Raw genomic sequence first — 17,640 nt, 5'->3', positions numbered from 1 at the left:
AATATACGCGCCGCCGGCCGCGGCCGCTAGATTCGGGGCATGACCGCCTCTGCGCTCGTCCTCGTCGCCGACCACGGCCCGGTCCGGGTCCTGACGCTCAACCGGCCGGAGGCCAGAAACGCGTTGAGCCGCGACCTGATCCGTGCGACCTATTCGGCGCTGACCGAAGCCGACGCCGAAGAAGCCGTCCGCGCCGTGGTGTTGACCGGGGCCGATCCGGCGTTCTGCGCCGGGGTGGACCTGAAGGAGGCACAGCGCGACGGGCTGGGCTATTTCGAGGAGTTCCGCTCGCAGAGTTGCATCGCGGCGGTCGCGACGATGCGGACGCCGACCGTCGGGGCGATCAACGGTGCGACGTTCACCGGAGGGCTGGAGATGGCGCTGGGCTGCGACTTCCTGGTGGCCTCCGAGCGGGCGGTGTTCGCCGATACCCACGCCCGGGTCGGCATCCTGCCGGGCGGCGGGATGACGGCACGGCTGCCCCAGCTGGTCGGGCTGGCGATGGCGCGCCGGCTGTCGATGACCGGTGAGGTGGTCGACGCCGCGCGGGCCGAACGCATCGGCCTGGTGACCGAGGTGGTGGCCCATGAGCGGCTGTTGGATCGCGCGATCGAGTTGGCCGATCAGATCGCCGAGGTGCCGGGCCCGGTCATGCGGGGGCTGAAGGAGATCTACGCGGCCGGCGCGGCCGCAGTGATCGACCCCGGCTTGGCCGCCGAGGAGAAGATCGCGTACGCCCAGCATCGGGACTTCGACGGGCTCGGAGATCAGTTCCGCGCGGTCTCGGAGCGGAACAAACGTCAGATCGAGCCGCGGGAATAGCCCGGCGAGCGACCGCAAAATGCACACCTGACGCGGCGTGTCGGCGTACAGACACGGTCGCTCGCGGTGATGGAGAAGGGGCTATCCCACCACGCCGTGCACGACGATGGCGGCGGTCTGGTCGACCCAGTCGTCGGCGAGCGGCCGGCCCGGCTGCAACAGCATCCGCAGCAGCGTGGCCCCGCCGATGACCTCGACGAGCCGGTCCGGGTCGACGCCGGAGCGCACCTCGCCGCGGGCCACCGCGTCGGCCAACCGGGTGCGCACCGCGGCGAACACGTCGGCGAACCGGTTCATGACGCGCGCGTTGAGGTCGGTGTCAGCGGTCATGTCGGCGAGTAGACCCGGCAGGGCCGCGCGCACCACCGGGCTGGTGAACACGTCTCGGGTGGCCTCGAGCATCGCGCGGATGTCGGCGGCGATGTCGCCCGGCGGGGTCTCGATGGCGGTCGGCGCCGCCGGGAACGCGGCCTCGTGCACCAGTTCGGCCTTGCTCGACCACCGGCGGTACAACGCGGTCTTGGTGGTGCCCGCCCGCTCGGCGACGGCGGCCATCGTCAGATTCGAATAGCCGATTTCCACAAGCAGATCCGCGGTGGCCCGCAGTATGGCAGCGTCAATACGCGGATCCCGGGGCCGCCCGGGCTGTGTGAGTGGCATGTGCTCCTCTCGTCCGCGGGCTCTTGTCATCCGATGACTGGTCTGCTTTCATAACGCTACCCACCGTATCGTAATTCTCGGTCGAAGGAAGAAGTTGTGGCTACTGAACCGGCTGTCGAAGACGTCAGCCGCCTCGAACATTCGAGTCGCGATCTGTCCACTCTGCCCGATGTGATGTCGCGGTGGCTGTCGACGGTGCTGCCCGGCGGGACCTCCCCGGAGATCACCGTCGAGAGCGGTGTCGACGCCAACGGCATGTCCTCGGAGACGATCATCCTGACGGGCCGCTGGACCGCCGACGGCCGGGCGCACGAGGAGAAATGGGTCGCTCGGGTGGCCCCGGCGCCCCAGGACGTCCCGGTGTTCGACGCGTACCGGATGGACCACCAGTTCGACGTCATCCGCCTCGTCGGGGAACTGACCGACGTCCCCGTGCCGTCGGTGCGATGGCTGGAGAACACCGGCAAGGTGCTCGGCACGCCGTTCTTCCTGATGGATTACGTCGAGGGTCGGGTGCCGCCCGATGTCATGCCGTACACGTTCGGCGGCAACTGGTTCGCCGACTCCCCCACCGAGAAGCGACGGGAACTGCAGGACAGCACCGTCGGGGTGCTGGCCAAGCTGCACTCGATACCCGAACCGCAGACGACGTTCGGTTTCCTCGACGACGGATCCGACGCCAATGCGTTACGGCGCAACCTGAACTGGCTGCAGAACTGGTACCGGTTCGCCGTGCCCGACATCGGGCGCTCGCCGCTGGTCGAGCGGTCGCTGGACTGGCTGGAGAAGAACTGGCCCGCCGACGTCGCCGCCGGAGACCCGGTGCTGGTGTGGGGCGACTCCCGCGTCGGCAACGTGCTCTACGAGGGCTATCAGCCCAGAGCCGTGCTGGACTGGGAGATGGCCACGCTCGGACCGCGCGAGATGGATGCGGCGTGGATGATCTTCGCCCACAACGTCTTCCAGGAACTCGCCGGCCTGGCGGGCCTGCCCGGGCTGCCCGACTTCATGACCGAGACCGACGTGAAGGCCACCTACGCGGCGCTCACCGGCGTGGATCTCGGCGACCTGCACTGGTTCTACGTCTACTCCGGCGTCATCTGGGCGTGCGTCTTCATGCGGACCAGCGCGCGACGGGTGCGCTTCGGCGAGATCGAGAAGCCCGCCGACGTGGAGTCGCTGTTCTATCACGCGGCCCTGTTGAGACGGCTCATCAGCGATGAGCGCTCGCGCGAAGAGCCGACCAAAGGAGACGACGCCTGATGCTCGGACCCACCGACGAATTCCCCATCCACCAGATCCCCCAGCCGATCGCCTGGCCCGGGTCCTCGGATCGCAACTTCTACGACCGCTCGTACTTCAACGCCCACGACCGCACCGGCGACATCTTCCTGATCACCGGCCTCGGGTACTACCCCAACCTCGGCGTGAAGGACGCGTTCGTCCTGGTCCGCCGCGGTGACACCCAGACCGCGGTGCACCTGTCCGACGGCATCGACCACGATCGGCTCAACCAGCACGTGCTGGGCTACCGCGTCGAGGTGACCGAACCGCTGCGCAGGCTGCGCATCGTGATGGAGGAGACCGAGGGTATCGCCGTCGACCTCACCTGGAACGGGCTGTACGACGCGGTGCAGGAGCAGCGCCACCTCCTGCGCACCGGCACGCGAATCACCTTGGACGCCCAGCGATTCGCTCAGGTGGGTTCCTGGAGCGGGACCGTCGTGATCGACGGCGAGCAGATTACCGTCGACCCGTCGGTGTGGATCGGCAGCCGCGACCGCTCGTGGGGCATCCGCCCGATCGGTGAACCCGAACCCGCGGGCAGGCCCGCGCATCCGCCGTTCGAAGGCATGTGGTGGCTGTACGTGCCGATGGCCTTCGACGAGTTCGGCCTCGTGCTGATCATCCAGGAGGAGCCCGACGGGTTCCGTAGCCTCAACGACTGCACGCGGGTGTGGCGCGACGGTCGCGTCGAACAACTCGGCTGGCCGCGGGTGAAGATCCACTACACGTCGGGAACCCGAATCCCCCACGGCGCCACGATCGAAGCCACGACGCCCGACGGGTCACCGGTGGTGTTCGAGGTCGAGTCGAAGCTGGCCGTACCGATCCACATCGGCGGCGGCTACGGCGGCGACTCGGACTGGCTGCACGGCATGTGGAAGGGCGACAAGTTCACCGAGCGCCTCACCTACGACTTGTCCGACCCAGCGGTCAACGGGCGCAGCATGTTCGGCGTCATCGACCACGTCGGCCGCGCGGTGTGCACCGAGGCCGGCAAGTCCGCCGAGGGCTGGGGCCTGTTCGAGCACGGGGCGCTCGGCCGCCACGACCCGTCGGGCTTCAAGGACTGGCTGACCGTCGCGGACTAGCGGGGCGGTCGGTCGTCCCCCGACGGGCTGCGGCATATTGGCGAATCCCGATTCGAGTCGGCGGTCAGAGGCGCACACTGTCCACATCGACTCACCGGGAGCCGAGTGCACCCAGGGGGCGACACTCAGATGATCAGCAACGATTTCCAACCATCTGCCCAGCGGCTTGCGCGTGCTGCCGTGCTCGCGGCGACCGTCGTACTCTTCGGTGCGGTGTGTCCGGCGACCGCGACGGCGGAGCCGGTGTGGGACGTCGAGGAATACGACTACTGCATGAAGCAGACGACCGTTGGCGTACCCACCACGGATCCCGTCGGACAATTCGAGGAAGCGGACCGCTACTGCTGCGATCGGTCCGGCGGGGTTCACAACGGGGTGACCTGCGTCGCTCAACCGGCCAAGAGCGAGCAGGCGGTACTGCCGCCGCCGCGAGCCGGCCTGCCGACTGTGCAGGTGCGGCCGCCGAACCTGGCACCGCCGAGAGCGCCGGTAATAGTCATGCCAACGGTGACAATGCTTCCGCCATCGGCCGGTTGACCGTCGCGGACTAGTGATTTGTGAGTGAAAACAGCCACTGAGCGCTCGTTTTCACGCACAAATCGCAGGAAACGGGGCCCGGCCGAACACCATCGCTTCGTCCACCGACTCGAACCGGTGACCCAGCGCGTCACGTAAGAAGTTGTGGCTCAACATCCACGGTCGTCGAGTGCCCGACTTCGGCAACATGTGCAGCCCTCGCTTCACATAACCGGACTCCAAGTTGAACGCAGGCTGCTCCGACATGGGAAGCTCCCCGAGATGCGGATACCCATGCGTGTAAGCGTGCGACCGCATATACGCGAGGAGCCTGGCGAAGGACTGCGCCGTCATGTCAGCGCCCAAGGTCCACGAGGCGTTGGTGTAACCCACACACCATGCAGCGTTCGGCACGTCCTCAAGCATGTGCCGTCGATACAGAAACCGTTCGTGGGGGTCGACCTTCTCACCCGCGACGCTGAGCGTCACGCCACCCAGTGACTGCAGCTGCAGGCCGGTCGCGGTAACGATCACGTCCGCGTCGATTCGATTGCCCGACTCCAGCGCGATGCCGTCCGTGTCGATGTGGTCGATGTGATCGGTGACCATGTCGAGTCGCCCGTCGGCAATCTCCTTGTACAAGTCGGCGTGCACGACGAAACACAGCCGCTGATCCCACGGGTTGTACGGCGGCTTGAAGTGCTTGTCGATGGGATATCCGGGCGGGAGATTACTCTCGGCGATACGCCGCAGCACACGCTTGCTCAGCTCCGGCGCACGGCGCGCGATCGCCCAGAGCAGCGCGCCGACCAAGGCATTTCGCCACCGCACCAGCCAGTGGGCGAGCTTCAACGGCAGCACTTTGCGGAGGACCACCGCGGTCGGCTCGATCTTAGTCGCGGAAATCATGTACGACGGGGTGCGCTGCAGCATGGTCACGTGCGCCGCCCTGTCGGTCAGTGACGGGATCAAGCTCACCGCTGTGGCACCGCTGCCGATGACGACCACCCGTTTCCCCGTGTAGTCCAGAGAGTCCGGCCAGTGCTGCGGATGCACCACTTGGCCCGCGAAGTCCTCCATCCCCGGAAACTGCGGTTGGTAAGGCTCGTCATAGTTGTAGTAACCGGTGCCGAAGAACAACCACCGACACCGGTAGTCCTTTGCCACGCCGTCCTGTTCGCACTGCACCGTCCAGGTATCGGTGTCCCAATCCCAATCTGCGGAGCGGACATGCGTGTTGAACCGGATGTGCCGGTCGATGCCGTGCTTGCGGGCCGTCTCGTCGATGTAGTGCCAGATGTGTTCGCCGTCAGCGATCATCTCCGGACGGGTCCAGGGTTCCCAGGGGAAACACAACGTGTAAATGTCGCTGTCGGACCGGATTCCCGGATACCTGAAGAGGTCCCATGTTCCGCCGACGCGCTCACGGCGCTCCAGGATGGTGTAGCTGAGGTCGGGGTTGCGTTCGCGGATGCGATGGGCCGCACCGATGCCGGAGATCCCGGCGCCGACGATGAGCACGTCGCTGTATTCGGTCATCGGAAGCCTCAAGCGCTCATCGCAGCGGCGACCGGAGCCCGGCCGAACACCATCGACTCCTCGATGCGGTCGAAGCGGTGGTCGATCGCGTCGAGTACGTAGTTGTGCCGCACGTTCCACGGCCGGTGCGTACCCGACTTCGGCAGCGCGTGCAGGGAGCGCTGCACGTAGCCGGCGTTGATGTTCCACGCGGGCTTCTCCGGCATCGGCTTGTCGCCAAGGTGCGGGTAGGCGTGCGTGTAGCCGTGAGAGTCCATGTAGGCCACCAGCTTTGCGAACGCCCGGGCGGTCAGATCGGCGCGCAACGTCCATGACGCGTTGATGTAGCCGACGCACCAGGCCATGTTCGGGATGTCCTCGAGCATGTGCTCCTTGTAGACGAACCGGTCCTGCGGCTTGACCTCCTCGCCGTCGATGCTCAGCACGACGCCGCCGAGGGCCTGCAACTGAATGCCGGTCGCGGTGATGATCACGTCGGCGTCGATCCGCTGGCCCGAGCGCAACACTATGCCGGTCGCATCGATGTGGTCGATGTGGTCGGTCACCAGGTCCAGGCGGCCGGCAGTGATCGCCTCGTAGAAGTCGTCGTCGAGCATCGCGCACAGTCGTTGATCCCAGGGGTCGTAGCGCGGCTTGAAATGGACGTCGACGGGATAACCCTCGGGCAGGTTGCGTTTCGCGTGGCTGCGGATGTAGCGCTTGCTGAGTCCTGGCGCCACACGCGCGAACCCGTAGACGAAGACCGTGAAGATGACGTTGTAGACCCGGGCCGCCCAGTAACCCGCCCGTCCCGGCAGGATCTTGCGCAGCGCCTGCACGATGGGGTTCACCCGTGGTGTCGACAGCATGTAGGTGGGCGAGCGCTGCAGCATCGTCACGTGCCCGGCCTTCTCCGTCAGCGAGGGGATCATGCTGACCGCGGTTGCGCCGCTGCCGATCACCACCACCTTCTTGCCGGCGTAGTCGAGCGACTCCGGCCAGTGCTGCGGGTGCACCACCTCGCCATGGAAATCGTGCAGGCCGGGGAAATCGGGCCGGTAGGGCTCGTCGTAGTTGTAGTAGCCGGTACCGAAGAACAGGAACCGGCCGCGATAGGTCTTGGCGGCGCCGTCCTGTTCGGTGTGCACCGTCCAGGTGTCGGTGCTCGAATCCCAGTCCGCGGACAGCACGTGGGTGTCGAACCTGATGTGCTCGTCGATGCCGTGCCTGTGCGCGGTCTGCGTCAGGTATTCGCGGATGTCCGGGCCGTCGGCGACGTTCTCCGGCCGGGTCCACGGCTCCCACGGAAAGCTGAGCGTGAAGATGTCGCTGTCGGAGCGGATCCCCGGATACTGGTGCAGGTCCCAGGTGCCGCCGATGCGTGACCGGCGCTCGAGCACCGTGTAGGTCAGGTTCGGGTTCTTCTCCTGCAACCGGTAGGCCGCGCCGATACCGGAAATCCCCGCGCCGAGGATCAGTACATCGCAGTTTTCGACCTCGCCGTTCACACGCTCTTCGCGCAAGCGCTCATCGGCCACACCCAGCCTCCTTTGGTTCGGCTGGGTACCACGATATGGGTCAGGAGGCCAACGCGTCGACGATCTCGGCCAGAGAGTCGACCGCGATCGGACCCGGCTGGTAGAGGCAGATCCGGTCGGACACCCCGGCGACGCGGTCGCGGATGTGGGCGGCCACGTCGGCCGGGCTGCCGCAGGCCGCGATGGTGTGCAGCATGTCGTCGTCGATCAGCGTGGCCATCTCCTGCCAGCGGCCCTGCTTGGACATCGCGTTGAGCTCCGGCTGCAGGTCGCCCCAGCCGTGCACGTCGAGCACCGGCCGGTACGCCGGCGTCGACCCGTAGAACGCCAACAGCCGCCGCGCCGCGGTGTGGGCGTCGGCGTCCTCCCCCACCGACACGATGATCTCCGGCACGACGGCCAGGTCGTCGAGAGTGCGCCCGGCCGCCGCCAGCCCCTCCCGCACGGCGGGCATCGTCGCCTCGTGCAGGAACCGCTTGGAGCCGAACGGCATCACCAGCAGGCCGTCGGCCACCTCGGCGGTCGCCCGGGTGAGCCGCGGGCCCAGCGCACCGAGATAGATCGGCGGCGGACCGTACGGGTTGGGGCCGGGGTTGAAGGTCGGTGTCATCAACGTGTGGCGGTAGTACTCGCCCCGGAAGTCCAGCCGGTCGCCGTCGTTCCATGCCGCGAATACCGCGCGCAGCGCCCCGACCATCTCCTTCATCCGCGCGACCGGATGGTCGAAGTCGACGCCGTAACGCTTCTCGATCTGGGCGCGCACCTGGGTGCCGAGGCCGAGGATGAACCGGCCTTCGGCCAGCAGCTGCAGATCGTTGGCCTGATGCGCGAGTTGAACGGGGTTGCGCGGAAAGGCGATCGCCACGTTGCTCATCAGGTCGAGACCGCCGACCGTGGCGGCCAGGGTGAGCGGTATGAACACGTCGTGCGGTCCCTCGAAGGTGAACACGCCGCTGGCGCCGGCGTCGCGCAGAAGCCGCGCGCGCTCGATCGCATCCGTCGGACCGAACAACGCTGTCATGACCTTCACGGCGTGAGAGCCTATCGGCGTGAGCTTTCCAGCCAGTACCGACGTGGCCGTGGTGGGCGCGGGATTCGCCGGGCTCGCGGCGGCGCGCGAGCTGGTGCGGCTCGGGCACGACGTGGTGGTCCTCGAGGGCCGCGACCGCGTCGGCGGGCGGTCGTCGACGGCCCTGATCGCGGGCATCCCGGTCGACCTCGGGGGCACGTTCGTCGGGCCCACGCAGGACGCCGTCGTCAACCTGGCGCGCGAGCTGGGCTGCGACACGGTGCGCACGCACAGCCGCGGCAAGAACCTGATCCGCTGGCGCGGCAAGGTGCGCTCGTACCGCAGCACCATCCCGCGGCTGTCGATCATCGAGCTGCTCGACGTGTCGCGTATCCAGTGGCGGTTCGAGCGGGTGTGCCGCAAGGTGCCGGTGGACAGGCCGTGGGACGCCTCGGTCGCCGACTCGCTGGACTCGCAATCGCTCGACGACTGGTTGCGCTCGGTGCACGCCAGCGCCGGAACCCGCGACCTGATGGCGATCATGGCGCGGGTGACCTGGGGTTGTGAGCCCGACGCGGTGTCGATGCTGCACGCGGTGCGCTACGTGAAGGCCGCCGGCGGGCTGGACCACATGCTCGACGTCGAGGGCGGCGCGCAGCAGGACCGCTTTCCCGGCGGCACCCAGCAGATCGCCGAGCGGATGGCCGAGCAACTCGGCCCGCGCGTCGTGCTGGGTGCGGTGGTGCGCCGCATCGAACGCCACCACGACGGCGGCATCAGCGTGACCTCCGACGCCGGAACGGTCACGGCGAAGGCCGTCGTCGTCGCGATCCCGCCGGAGCACCGGGCGGCCATCGCTTTCCTGCCCGACCTTCCGCCGGAGTACGGCAAACTCGCCCAGCACTGGCCGCAGGGCAATCTGAGCAAGGCCTACGCCGCCTACGAGACACCGTTCTGGCGCGCGAAAGGCCTGTCCGGAGAAGCGCTTTCCGACGAAGGCCCGGTGTTCATCACCTTCGACGTCAGCCCGGGCGACGGCGGTCCGGGCGTCCTGCTCGGCTTCACCGATGCGCGGTCGTTCGATCCGTTGCCCCCCGCCCAACGTCGCGAACAGGCGCTGTCCGGATTCGCCACGCTGTTCGGGGAGGCGGCGCTGTCGCCGATCGACTACCTCGACCATTGTTGGGGAGCAGAGCCGTTCGCACCGGGTGGCCCGACCGCCGCCGTGCCGCCGGGATCGTGGACGTCATACGGGCCGTGGCTGCGCAAACCCGTCGACGGCATCTTCTGGGCCGGAACCGAGACCGCCGACACGTGGACGGGCTTCCTCGACGGCGCGGTGCGATCCGGCCGGCGCGCGGCCGACGAGGTGCACCGCGCGCTGACGGGCCAGACGGACGACGATCAAGCGGCGAGGCACGAGCCGCGATGAGGAGTCCGGCAATCGGTGCTAGACGGACGACGATCAAGCGGCGAGGCACGAGCCGCGATGAGGAGTCCGGCAATCGGTGCTAGACGGACGACGATCAAGCGGCGAGGCACGAGCCGCGATGAGGAGTCCGGCAATCGGACTTAGGAACTGGCGCGACGCTCGACCGTCGCCGACTCGATCAGCAGTCGCAACTGCTCGTTGACCTCGTGCGGGCGTTCCAGGATCGCGCAGTGCCCGCCGGCCAGCTCGACGAAACCCGCGAGGTTCGGCGCGGCCTCGGCGATCCGCCGCGCGGAGGTGATCGGCAGCAACCGGTCCTGGTGGCTGCCGATGACCAGTGTCGGCACGGTCAGATTCTGCATGCCGATGTGTACGGAGCCCATGGAATCGACCAGCGTCCTGGCCCAGCCACCACGGCCGTTGGGATGCGTGGCGGCGAACAGCTCGTGGACGAAGGCGGTGATCGCCGGGTCGGCATCGCGGCCGACCGCCAGCATCGACACGATGAACCGGCTCGGCGCCTCGGCGAGCAGCAACGGAACCGCCGCGACGGTCTTGAGCAGCGGGCCCGCCGTGCGCACCCGCAACCCGGCCAGCCGTTCGGGAACGGACAGGAACTGCACGTGCCGCAGCAGATCGCCGGTGGTGGTGTTGATCAGTGCGACCGCGTCGGCCCGCTCGGTGACCCGGTTCGCGTGGCGCTCGGCCCACGAGGTGATCGCGATCCCGCCCATCGAATGGCCGGCGATGACCGCCCGTTCGCCGGGGCTCAGCGTGGCTTCCAGGACGGCGTCGAGGTCGGCCGCGAGGTGGTCCAGGCTGTAACCGTGGCGGCCCCGCGGAACCGCGCTGCGGCCGTGGCCGCGGTGGTCGAAGGCGATGACACGGTAGTCCTGCGACAGATCGCTGATCTGGTGCGCCCATACCCGCAGCGCGCAGGTGATGCCGTGGGCCAGCACGATCGGGTAGCCGTCGTCGGGCCCGAAGACCTCGGCATGCAGGCGGGTGCCGTCCGTCGAGCGGACGGTGACCTCGCGGCCGGGCGGCAGCTCACCGGCGGGGGCGAAGACGTGGGCGTGCGATGCGCCCCGGGGGCCACGACTCATGTGCGCTCCGTTCGACCTCGGCAACGTTGCCGGGATATTGACCATATCGTCCGGTGGGCAGGAGGAGTTTCACCACCACGCCCGCTTTCGCGGTGAGCTAGCCCCTTCCACGCCTCCTTATTCCGTGTTAATCTCACTAACATGAAAGCGGCGACCAGGCCGTATCGCATGACGACGAGAGCCGCCGCCGCAGCCGAGACCGCCGAAAAAATCCTGGCTACGACCAAGCAACTGTTCACCGAGAAAACCATCGCCGAGATCGCCCTCGCCGACATTGCCGAGCGCTCCGGTGTGACGGTCCAAACCGTCTTGCGCCGCTTCGGTGACAAGGACACGCTGTTCGCGGAGGCAATCTCGCGGCTCGGTGACGAGATCGTCGCTCAGCGCGGCCGCGCGACACCGAACGACCTCGACGACTCGCTGGCCAACCTGGTTGAGCATTATGAAGCGCACGGCCGGTTGGTGTTGAAGATGCTTGGCGAGGAGTCGTCCACGCCTGCGATCCGACCGGTGCTCGTGGCGGGTCGTGATTTTCACCAGCGGTGGTGCGAGAGGGTTTTCGCTGCGACCCTGGATTCCCTTGAATTGCCGGACAGGAATCGTCGGCGCGCCCAGCTGATCGCTATCTGCGACGTGTGGACCTGGCAAGTCCTACGCATCCGGCAGGGGCTGTCGCGCCAACAAACCGAGGTCGCACTGCGCGAGTTGCTCGAACCCCACTGTTCGAAAGGATGACGAGGATGGCAACGATATTGGCCTACACGTCCCCGGCGCTCGGCCATCTGTTCCCGATCAGCGCTCTCTTGTCGGAGTTGTCGCGCCGCGGCCATCGAATCCACCTGCGGACGCTGTCCGCAGGCGTCGTGGCCGGGCAGGAGCTCGGCTTCACCACCGATGCCATCGATCCGAGGATCGAAGCGATCGTCCACGATGATTGGCGAGCACCCAATGTCCGTGCCACACTGAAGAGGACGATCGACGTGTTCTGCCAGCGCGCGGTCGTTGAGGTTCGCGATTATGCCGATGCCGTTGCCCGTGTCCGCCCGGACGCGTCGATCGTCGATGTCAATTGCTGGGGTGCGCTCTCCGTGTCGGATGCCGGGGACATTCCGTGGACGTGTTTCGCTCCATACACCCCGCTGCTGAAATCGCCTGGGGTTCCGCCCTTCGGCCCAGGCTTGAAACCACTGCCCGGCGTTCTGGGACGGGTGCGAGACGCCGCGGTGCGACCGTTGGTGATGGGCGTGCTCGAGAAGGCGATGTTGCCGCCGCTCAACAAGATTCGCGCCGAGGTTGGAGCGCCGCGGGTTGCATCGGCGGACCAGTTTGTTCGGCGGGCACCGCTCATGCTCGTGGCCAGCGGTAAGCCGTTCGAGTATCCACAAACGGAATGGGGCGAGGCCGTGCAGATGATTGGACCATGCACGTTCGAACCTCCGACCGACACGACGCCGCAATGGCTGGCCGAGATTGATCGGCCCATCGTGCTGGTCAGCACGTCGTCAGAGAAGCAGGCCGATGAGCAGCTTGTGGCGACCGCGATGACGGCGCTGGCCAACGAGCCGGTGCATCTGGTGGCCACCCTTCCGGCGGGGCTGCCCGCCGGCCTCAACCCGGCGTCCAATGCGACGCTGCGCGAATTCGTGCCGCACGGCATTGTGCTGGACCGCTCGGTGTGCGCGGTGACGCATGGCGGGATGGGAGTCACGCAGAAGGCATTGAGCCGTGGCGTGCCGGTGTGCGTGGTGCCGTTCGGACGCGACCAGTTCGAGACCGCGCGGCGGGTCGAAGTCGCGCACTGTGGGACCCGCCTGCCGGCGAAGAAGCTAAGCCCGGCCAGCCTACGAGCGAAGGTCCGTGAAGCGATGGCGATGACCGATGGCGCGAAACGGGTCGCAGCCGGTTTCCTCGCAACAGGTGGGGTGGCCCGCGGCGCCGACCTCATCGAGCAACGTGTCCTGGGCCGAATCGGACGAGGTCTTACTGCCTGAGGGAGTGCAGCTTTTCGCCGTGACGCTGCCGGCCACGCGGCGCGAGGTCGGCGTCCGGCCCGTCGAGCAGCACCGCGGCGCGGATTGCGGGCATTCGAGGATGTTAAATAGGCGCCATGCGCGCGATTCAGATAGCCAGCCTCGACGGACCTCAGGCCGCGAAGCTCGTGGAGCTCGACGAACCGGACGGTTCCGGTGCGGTGGTCGTCGACGTGCACGCCGCGGGAGTGGCGTTCCCCGATGTGCTGCAGTCGCGCGGGCTCTACCAGTACAAGCCGGAGATGCCCTACACGCCCGGCGGTGAGGTGGCGGGCGTGGTGCGCAGCGCACCCGAGGGTGCGCACGTATCGGCGGGCGACCGCGTCGCGGCGCTGACGATGCTGTGTGGGGCGATGGCGGAAGTCGTTGCGCTGCCGGCGGATCGGGTGTTCAAGCTGCCCGACAACGTGTCGTTCGAGGCCGGCGCCGGTCTGCTGTTCAACGACCTGACGATGCACCACGCGCTTCGGACGCGGGGGCGGCTGGCCGAGGGCGAGACCGTGCTGGTGCACGGTGCGGCGGGCGGTATCGGCACGTCGACGCTGCGGTTGGCGCCGGCGTGGGGCGCGTCGCGGGTGATCGCGGTGGTGAGCACTTCTGAGAAGGCGTCGGTCGCGGAGGCGGCGGGGGCGACCGATGTGGTGCTGGCGGACGGTTTCAAGGACGCCGTGAAGGGGTTGACCGACGGGCGCGGCGTGGACATCGTCGTCGACCCGGTCGGTGGCGACCGGTTCACCGACTCGCTACGGTCGCTGGCGCCCGGTGGGCGGCTGCTGGTCATCGGCTTCACCGGCGGTGAGATCCCGACGGTCAAGGTGAACCGGTTGCTGCTGAACAACGTCGACGTCGTCGGTGTCGGGTGGGGCGCGTGGACGCTGACGCACCCGGGCTACCTGGCCCAGCAGTGGGCCGAACTGGAGCAGCTACTGGCGTCGGGCAAGGTGTCGGCGCCGGAGCCGCAGGTCTTCCCGTTCGAGCGGGCCGCGGACGCGATCGCGGCGCTGGAGGACCGGTCGGCGAAGGGCAAGGTCGTCGTCGCGGTGCGGTGAGCGGTGGCCCTCAGAGGTAGGGGTCGGCCCAGGCGCTGATGATGCGGGCGGCCCGGGCCGCCTGGTTCTTCTCGGTGAGCAGATGGTCGGCGCCTTCGAGCGAGACGAAGCTGCGCGGGTGCCGGGCGGCGCGGAAGATCTCGCTGGCGTTGTCGATGCCGACGGTGTTGTCGGTCGGCGAGTGCATGACCAGCAGCGCGCGTTTGAGCGAGCCGATGCGATCGTGGAGGTCGGCGTTGCGGACGTCTTCGATGAAGTGCCGCTTGAGGGTGAGCGCCTTGCCGCCGATGAGCAACTGCGCCTCGCCCTCGGCCTCGATGCGTTCACACAGGGCGTCGTAGATGCGCTCGACGTGGGCCGGCTCGTAGGGCGCGCCGATACTGGCCACAGCGGCGACGCTCGGACAGTCGTGCGCGGCGGCGATGACCGCCGAGCCGCCGAACGAGTGGCCCACCAGCAGGTGCACCTCGCGGCCTTGCGAGTTCATGAACTCCACCGCGCGCACGGTGTCGGCGACCTTGTTGGAGAAGGAGCCGTCGCCCCAGTCGCCTTCGGAATCGCCGAGGCCGAGGTTGTCGAACCGCAACATGCCGATGCCTTCATCGGCGAGTTGCTTGCAGATCCGGCTCGCGGCCGGGCTGTCCTTGCCGAGGGTGAACCCGTGCGCGAACACGCCCCAGCCGCGGACGTCGACCTCCGGAAGGTCGACGATGCCCGCCAGAGCGGGTCCGGTGGTGCTCGGAAAGGTCACGCGCTCGCCCACGCGCGTCATACTGTCACCATGTGTCGGCGATCACTTCTGTGGGTACGCCGTCGGGCATGGCCAATCGAATCGTCATCGCGGCTGCCCTGCTGGCGGCGCCGATCGCCGCCCTGAGCGGCTGCAGCTCGTCGGATCAGGCGGGCGAGGAAACCACGACCACCGAGGCGGCACCCGCCGGGACGGAACGGCTGACCGCTCAACTCAAGACCGCCGACGGCACCCCGGTCGCCGACGCGACCCTGGACTTCGCCAACGGCTTCGCCAGAGTGACGGTCGAAACGATCGAGAGCGGCGTCCTCAGTCCAGGCTTCCACGGCATGCACATCCACGCGGTCGGCAAGTGCGAGGCCAACTCGGTGGCGCCCACGGGAGGAGAGCCCGGCGACTTCCTGTCCGCGGGCGCTCACTTCCAGGCGCCCGGCAAGACCGGTCATCCGGCCAGCGGCGACCTCACCTCGCTCGAGGTCCGCTCCGACGGGTCGGCCGAACTGGTCACCACCACCGACGCGTTCACCGCCCAGGATCTGCTGGCGGGCGAGGGCACCGCGCTGATGATCCATCAGGACGAGGACAACTTCGGACACATACCCGACCGCTACAGCCAGCCCGACGGAACGAAGGGGCCGGATCAGGACACGCTCGCCACGGGTGATGCGGGCGGGCGGGTGGCCTGCGGGGTCATCGAATCGGTGTCGGCGACGACGACGTCGCCCACCACCACGACGACGACCACCACCACCACGATGCCGGCCACGATCACCGAGACGACCGTGATCAGCCCGACGGTGGTGCCGCCGCCGGTCACGGAGACGACGAGCGCCACCACGGCGGAAACGACGACCACGACCGCGCCGACGACGACAACGACGACTCCGGTCGAGAGCCCACCGCCTCCGGGTGGCTGACGGAAGCGCGCCGGGCCCTGCGCGGGCTCAATCTTCGCGCGACAGGGCTGCCCGCGGGCACTCGGCGATGGCCTGCCCTACGCGCGTCTCCTGCTCGGCGGGCACGGGGTCGGCGGTGACGACGGCGTAGTCATCGTCGTCGAGCTGGAAAACCTCCGGTGCGATTCTCACGCAGACGGCATTGCCTTCACAGCGATCACGATCCACTACGACACGCATGACTTCTCCCTTCCTCCGCTCTCGTCGTTCGGGGCGCTAGGCATCCCGAATCACCACGCAGCACCGCCCAGGCCGGGGGCGTAGTTCTGCGCGGACGCCGGGGCGGGCGCCGCCGTCGATGACGCCCTCGACCAATTCGAGATTCAATCCGCACACCACATCGAGATGATCCTTCGCCACCGAGCGAAAAGGACAGTTCTGCAACGAGATACAGCCGTCACCGTCCGCGAGGGGAAGATACCCACAGTCACGAAGGGCCGCCATGACGTCGCCGCCGGCGTCTCGGGCAGCGCTGCGGCCGGCGCCGCGAGCGGCTTGATTGAGCGCTGCCCGGATCGACCCGCCGCGATCCTGCTCGATCGCTGAGACGAGCAACCTCGCCAGTAACAGGTAGTCGCGGGGCGGCACGCTGACCACTACTTCCGCGAGGGTGCGGGTGTACAGCTTGGCCGGGCGTCCTGCACCGGGCCCTGCGCGCCCCGCCGGTCGCTGATAGCTGACGGCGAGCAAGTCGGCGTCGGCCAACTTGTCGAGGTGATAGGCCGCCAAGGTACGCCCGATTCCGACGGCGGTCGCGGCGTCCTCCCGCGAAACCGGCGTATCGCGCGCAGCGACGTACTCGTACAACCGCCGGCGCACCGGGTCGTCCAGTGCGCTCAGCGCGGACAACGCCGACGGGTCGGCAAAGTGCGACGCGGCCACCCGTCAACTCTAACACCAAAAACTCTTGACAAAACCTCGGCCGCGGCGTCTTCTAAAAGAACAAGATATTGTCTATAGAAGGAGGACGCAGTGGCTACCTCAGATGTTCAACCGACCAGGACTCCGTCGGTGACAGGTGCGCTGCAGCGGGCTCGCACCGAGCCCGCCTATGGAGCGTTCCTGCTGTTGAGGATCGGATTCTCGGTGCTGCCGATCGTGTTCGGCCTCGACAAATTCACCGACGTGCTGACCAGGTGGGACACCTACCTCGCACCGTGGATCGTTGACCTCAGCCCGCTCAGCGCGCAGCACACGATGCTGGTGGTGGGGGTGATCGAGATCGTCGCCGGACTCACGGTGGCCATCAAGCCCCGATACGGGGCCTACCTCGTGGCCGCCTGGCTCGCGGCGATCATCGTCAACCTGGTGAGCTACCCCGGCTTCTACGACGTCGCCCTGCGTGACTTCGGCTTGCTGCTGGGCGCCTTGACCCTCGCCCGCCTGGCGACCGTCTACGACCCGGCCCGGGGCAGCCGCGCAACCCGGTGATCGATTGCCTCGCAGCACATCCGGCGCGCCGGCCGGCGACCGGATGCGCCGGAGGTTCACGACTCCGCTCGCAGGCGGTACGAAAACGGCCCCCGGAGACGTCTCCGGGGGCCGTTTTCACTTTGTAGCGGGGACAGGATTCGAACCTGCGACCTCTGGGTTATGAGCCCAGCGAGCTACCGAGCTGCTCCACCCCGCGTCGGGTGAACGCAACGTTACCGAAAGCGCTCGCGCAGTTCCAAATCGCGCGGTCACCGATGAGCGTGACTCCGCTCACGGCTGAATTCGGACGAATTGGCCGATGCGGAAAACGCCGGCCGGATCATGACGGTCGGCCAGGGACGCCAACCGCTGCAAGACCTCGGCGTCGTAGACGCGTGCCGCCCGGCCCGGATCCTCCGACGGGGCGAAGTTCGGCAGCTGCCCGCCCGTCGACGACCGCTGCAC

The 17,640-nt window shown here is 67.8% G+C and carries 18 protein-coding genes, 1 tRNA gene and 1 pseudogene; 10 read left to right on the top strand and 10 right to left on the bottom strand.

Annotated features, from left to right (window positions below; genetic code table 11):
• Positions 1-39 precede the first annotated feature (39 nt).
• The gene (locus ABGB19_RS00530; protein ID WP_347682906.1) at positions 40-822 is read left to right on the top strand and encodes an enoyl-CoA hydratase; all 783 of its coding nucleotides are present in this window, start codon (positions 40-42) and stop codon (positions 820-822) included.
• Positions 823-903: 81 nt separating this feature from the next.
• Here the strand turns inward: ABGB19_RS00530 and ABGB19_RS00525 are convergent.
• Positions 904-1,534, bottom strand: a pseudogene (locus ABGB19_RS00525) (TetR/AcrR family transcriptional regulator).
• 44 nt (positions 1,535-1,578) lie between these two features.
• On the opposite strand from ABGB19_RS00525, the gene ABGB19_RS00520 reads away from it, so the two are divergent.
• The 3 genes from ABGB19_RS00520 to ABGB19_RS00510 all read left to right on the top strand — a co-directional run bounded on the left by ABGB19_RS00520 (position 1,579) and on the right by ABGB19_RS00510 (position 4,394).
• Positions 1,579-2,745 carry a phosphotransferase family protein gene (locus ABGB19_RS00520; RefSeq protein WP_347682904.1) on the top strand — a complete coding sequence of 389 codons (1,167 nt, stop codon included), beginning with the start codon at positions 1,579-1,581 and terminating at the stop codon, positions 2,743-2,745.
• Complete coding sequence (locus ABGB19_RS00515; RefSeq protein ID WP_347682902.1) at positions 2,745-3,857, top strand: hypothetical protein; 1,113 nt, start codon at positions 2,745-2,747, stop codon at positions 3,855-3,857. The genes ABGB19_RS00520 and ABGB19_RS00515 overlap by 1 nt, the downstream gene beginning before the upstream one ends.
• A gap of 129 nt (positions 3,858-3,986) precedes the next feature.
• A complete protein-coding gene (locus ABGB19_RS00510) occupies positions 3,987-4,394 on the top strand; it encodes a hypothetical protein (protein ID WP_347682900.1) in 408 nt (135 codons plus the stop codon).
• A gap of 51 nt (positions 4,395-4,445) precedes the next feature.
• On the opposite strand, the gene ABGB19_RS00505 is transcribed toward ABGB19_RS00510, so the two are convergent.
• From ABGB19_RS00505 to ABGB19_RS00495, 3 genes are read right to left on the bottom strand one after another with little or no spacing between them, the layout of a single operon-like run.
• Positions 4,446-5,912, bottom strand: coding sequence for an NAD(P)/FAD-dependent oxidoreductase (locus ABGB19_RS00505; RefSeq protein WP_347682898.1), 1,467 nt, complete (start codon positions 5,910-5,912; stop codon positions 4,446-4,448).
• 8 nt (positions 5,913-5,920) lie between these two features.
• Positions 5,921-7,429 (bottom strand): NAD(P)/FAD-dependent oxidoreductase, encoded by a 1,509-nt coding sequence (locus tag ABGB19_RS00500; protein ID WP_347682896.1) that lies wholly within the window; start codon positions 7,427-7,429, stop codon positions 5,921-5,923.
• Between the two features lie 40 nt (positions 7,430-7,469).
• Positions 7,470-8,459 (bottom strand): TIGR03617 family F420-dependent LLM class oxidoreductase, encoded by a 990-nt coding sequence (locus tag ABGB19_RS00495; protein WP_347682894.1) that lies wholly within the window; start codon positions 8,457-8,459, stop codon positions 7,470-7,472.
• 19 nt (positions 8,460-8,478) lie between these two features.
• On the opposite strand from ABGB19_RS00495, the gene ABGB19_RS00490 reads away from it, so the two are divergent.
• Complete coding sequence (locus ABGB19_RS00490) at positions 8,479-9,870, top strand: flavin monoamine oxidase family protein (RefSeq protein ID WP_347682892.1); 1,392 nt, start codon at positions 8,479-8,481, stop codon at positions 9,868-9,870.
• Between the two features lie 140 nt (positions 9,871-10,010).
• Here ABGB19_RS00490 and ABGB19_RS00485 read toward each other — a convergent pair whose 3' ends face one another.
• On the bottom strand, positions 10,011-10,976 hold the full coding sequence (locus ABGB19_RS00485; RefSeq protein WP_347682890.1) for an alpha/beta hydrolase: 966 nt from the start codon (positions 10,974-10,976) through the stop codon (positions 10,011-10,013).
• Positions 10,977-11,117: 141 nt separating this feature from the next.
• Here ABGB19_RS00485 and ABGB19_RS00480 point away from each other — a divergent pair, with 141 nt between their 5' ends.
• From ABGB19_RS00480 to ABGB19_RS00470, 3 genes are all read left to right on the top strand, one after another.
• On the top strand, positions 11,118-11,711 hold the full coding sequence (locus ABGB19_RS00480) for a TetR/AcrR family transcriptional regulator (protein WP_347682888.1): 594 nt from the start codon (positions 11,118-11,120) through the stop codon (positions 11,709-11,711).
• 5 nt (positions 11,712-11,716) lie between these two features.
• Complete coding sequence (locus ABGB19_RS00475) at positions 11,717-12,967, top strand: nucleotide disphospho-sugar-binding domain-containing protein (protein ID WP_347682886.1); 1,251 nt, start codon at positions 11,717-11,719, stop codon at positions 12,965-12,967.
• Between the two features lie 116 nt (positions 12,968-13,083).
• Positions 13,084-14,055 (top strand): NADPH:quinone oxidoreductase family protein, encoded by a 972-nt coding sequence (locus ABGB19_RS00470; RefSeq protein ID WP_347682884.1) that lies wholly within the window; start codon positions 13,084-13,086, stop codon positions 14,053-14,055.
• Between the two features lie 10 nt (positions 14,056-14,065).
• Here ABGB19_RS00470 and ABGB19_RS00465 read toward each other — a convergent pair whose 3' ends face one another.
• The gene (locus ABGB19_RS00465; RefSeq protein ID WP_347684638.1) at positions 14,066-14,818 is read right to left on the bottom strand and encodes an alpha/beta fold hydrolase; all 753 of its coding nucleotides are present in this window, start codon (positions 14,816-14,818) and stop codon (positions 14,066-14,068) included.
• A 56-nt stretch (positions 14,819-14,874) separates the two neighbouring features.
• Here ABGB19_RS00465 and ABGB19_RS00460 point away from each other — a divergent pair, with 56 nt between their 5' ends.
• A complete protein-coding gene (locus ABGB19_RS00460; RefSeq protein ID WP_347682882.1) occupies positions 14,875-15,723 on the top strand; it encodes a superoxide dismutase family protein in 849 nt (282 codons plus the stop codon).
• Between the two features lie 27 nt (positions 15,724-15,750).
• Here ABGB19_RS00460 and ABGB19_RS00455 read toward each other — a convergent pair whose 3' ends face one another.
• Entirely contained in the window at positions 15,751-15,942 is a 192-nt protein-coding gene (locus ABGB19_RS00455; protein WP_347682880.1) for a ferredoxin, read from the bottom strand.
• A gap of 36 nt (positions 15,943-15,978) precedes the next feature.
• Entirely contained in the window at positions 15,979-16,644 is a 666-nt protein-coding gene (locus ABGB19_RS00450; protein WP_347682878.1) for a helix-turn-helix domain-containing protein, read from the bottom strand.
• Between the two features lie 90 nt (positions 16,645-16,734).
• On the opposite strand from ABGB19_RS00450, the gene ABGB19_RS00445 reads away from it, so the two are divergent.
• On the top strand, positions 16,735-17,193 hold the full coding sequence (locus ABGB19_RS00445) for a DoxX family protein (protein ID WP_347682876.1): 459 nt from the start codon (positions 16,735-16,737) through the stop codon (positions 17,191-17,193).
• Between the two features lie 125 nt (positions 17,194-17,318).
• Here ABGB19_RS00445 and ABGB19_RS00440 read toward each other — a convergent pair.
• Together ABGB19_RS00440 and ABGB19_RS00435 are read right to left on the bottom strand one after the other, a co-directional pair.
• Positions 17,319-17,392, bottom strand: a tRNA-Met gene (locus tag ABGB19_RS00440).
• 74 nt (positions 17,393-17,466) lie between these two features.
• The gene (locus tag ABGB19_RS00435; protein WP_347682874.1) at positions 17,467-17,640 is read right to left on the bottom strand and encodes a hypothetical protein; all 174 of its coding nucleotides are present in this window, start codon (positions 17,638-17,640) and stop codon (positions 17,467-17,469) included.

Source organism: Mycobacterium sp. B14F4 (assembly GCF_039871645.1).
Taxonomy (GTDB): Bacteria; Actinomycetota; Actinomycetes; order Mycobacteriales; family Mycobacteriaceae; genus Mycobacterium.
This window is presented reverse-complemented; position numbering and strand designations above follow the sequence as displayed.

Bases quoted from the DNA above. Each gene is read 5' to 3' on its own strand.
- ABGB19_RS00515 (WP_347682902.1), top strand. From the start codon at position 2,745: ATGCTCGGACCCACCGACGAATTCCCCATCCACCAGATCCCCCAGCCG.
- ABGB19_RS00510 (WP_347682900.1), top strand. From the start codon at position 3,987: ATGATCAGCAACGATTTCCAACCATCTGCCCAGCGGCTTGCGCGTGCT.
- ABGB19_RS00470 (WP_347682884.1), top strand. From the start codon at position 13,084: ATGCGCGCGATTCAGATAGCCAGCCTCGACGGACCTCAGGCCGCGAAG.
- ABGB19_RS00480 (WP_347682888.1), top strand. From the start codon at position 11,118: ATGAAAGCGGCGACCAGGCCGTATCGCATGACGACGAGAGCCGCCGCC.
- ABGB19_RS00530 (WP_347682906.1), top strand. From the start codon at position 40: ATGACCGCCTCTGCGCTCGTCCTCGTCGCCGACCACGGCCCGGTCCGG.
- ABGB19_RS00485 (WP_347682890.1), bottom strand. From the start codon at position 10,976: ATGAGTCGTGGCCCCCGGGGCGCATCGCACGCCCACGTCTTCGCCCCC.
- ABGB19_RS00475 (WP_347682886.1), top strand. From the start codon at position 11,717: ATGGCAACGATATTGGCCTACACGTCCCCGGCGCTCGGCCATCTGTTC.
- ABGB19_RS00505 (WP_347682898.1), bottom strand. From the start codon at position 5,912: ATGACCGAATACAGCGACGTGCTCATCGTCGGCGCCGGGATCTCCGGC.
- ABGB19_RS00460 (WP_347682882.1), top strand. From the start codon at position 14,875: ATGGCCAATCGAATCGTCATCGCGGCTGCCCTGCTGGCGGCGCCGATC.
- ABGB19_RS00455 (WP_347682880.1), bottom strand. From the start codon at position 15,942: ATGCGTGTCGTAGTGGATCGTGATCGCTGTGAAGGCAATGCCGTCTGC.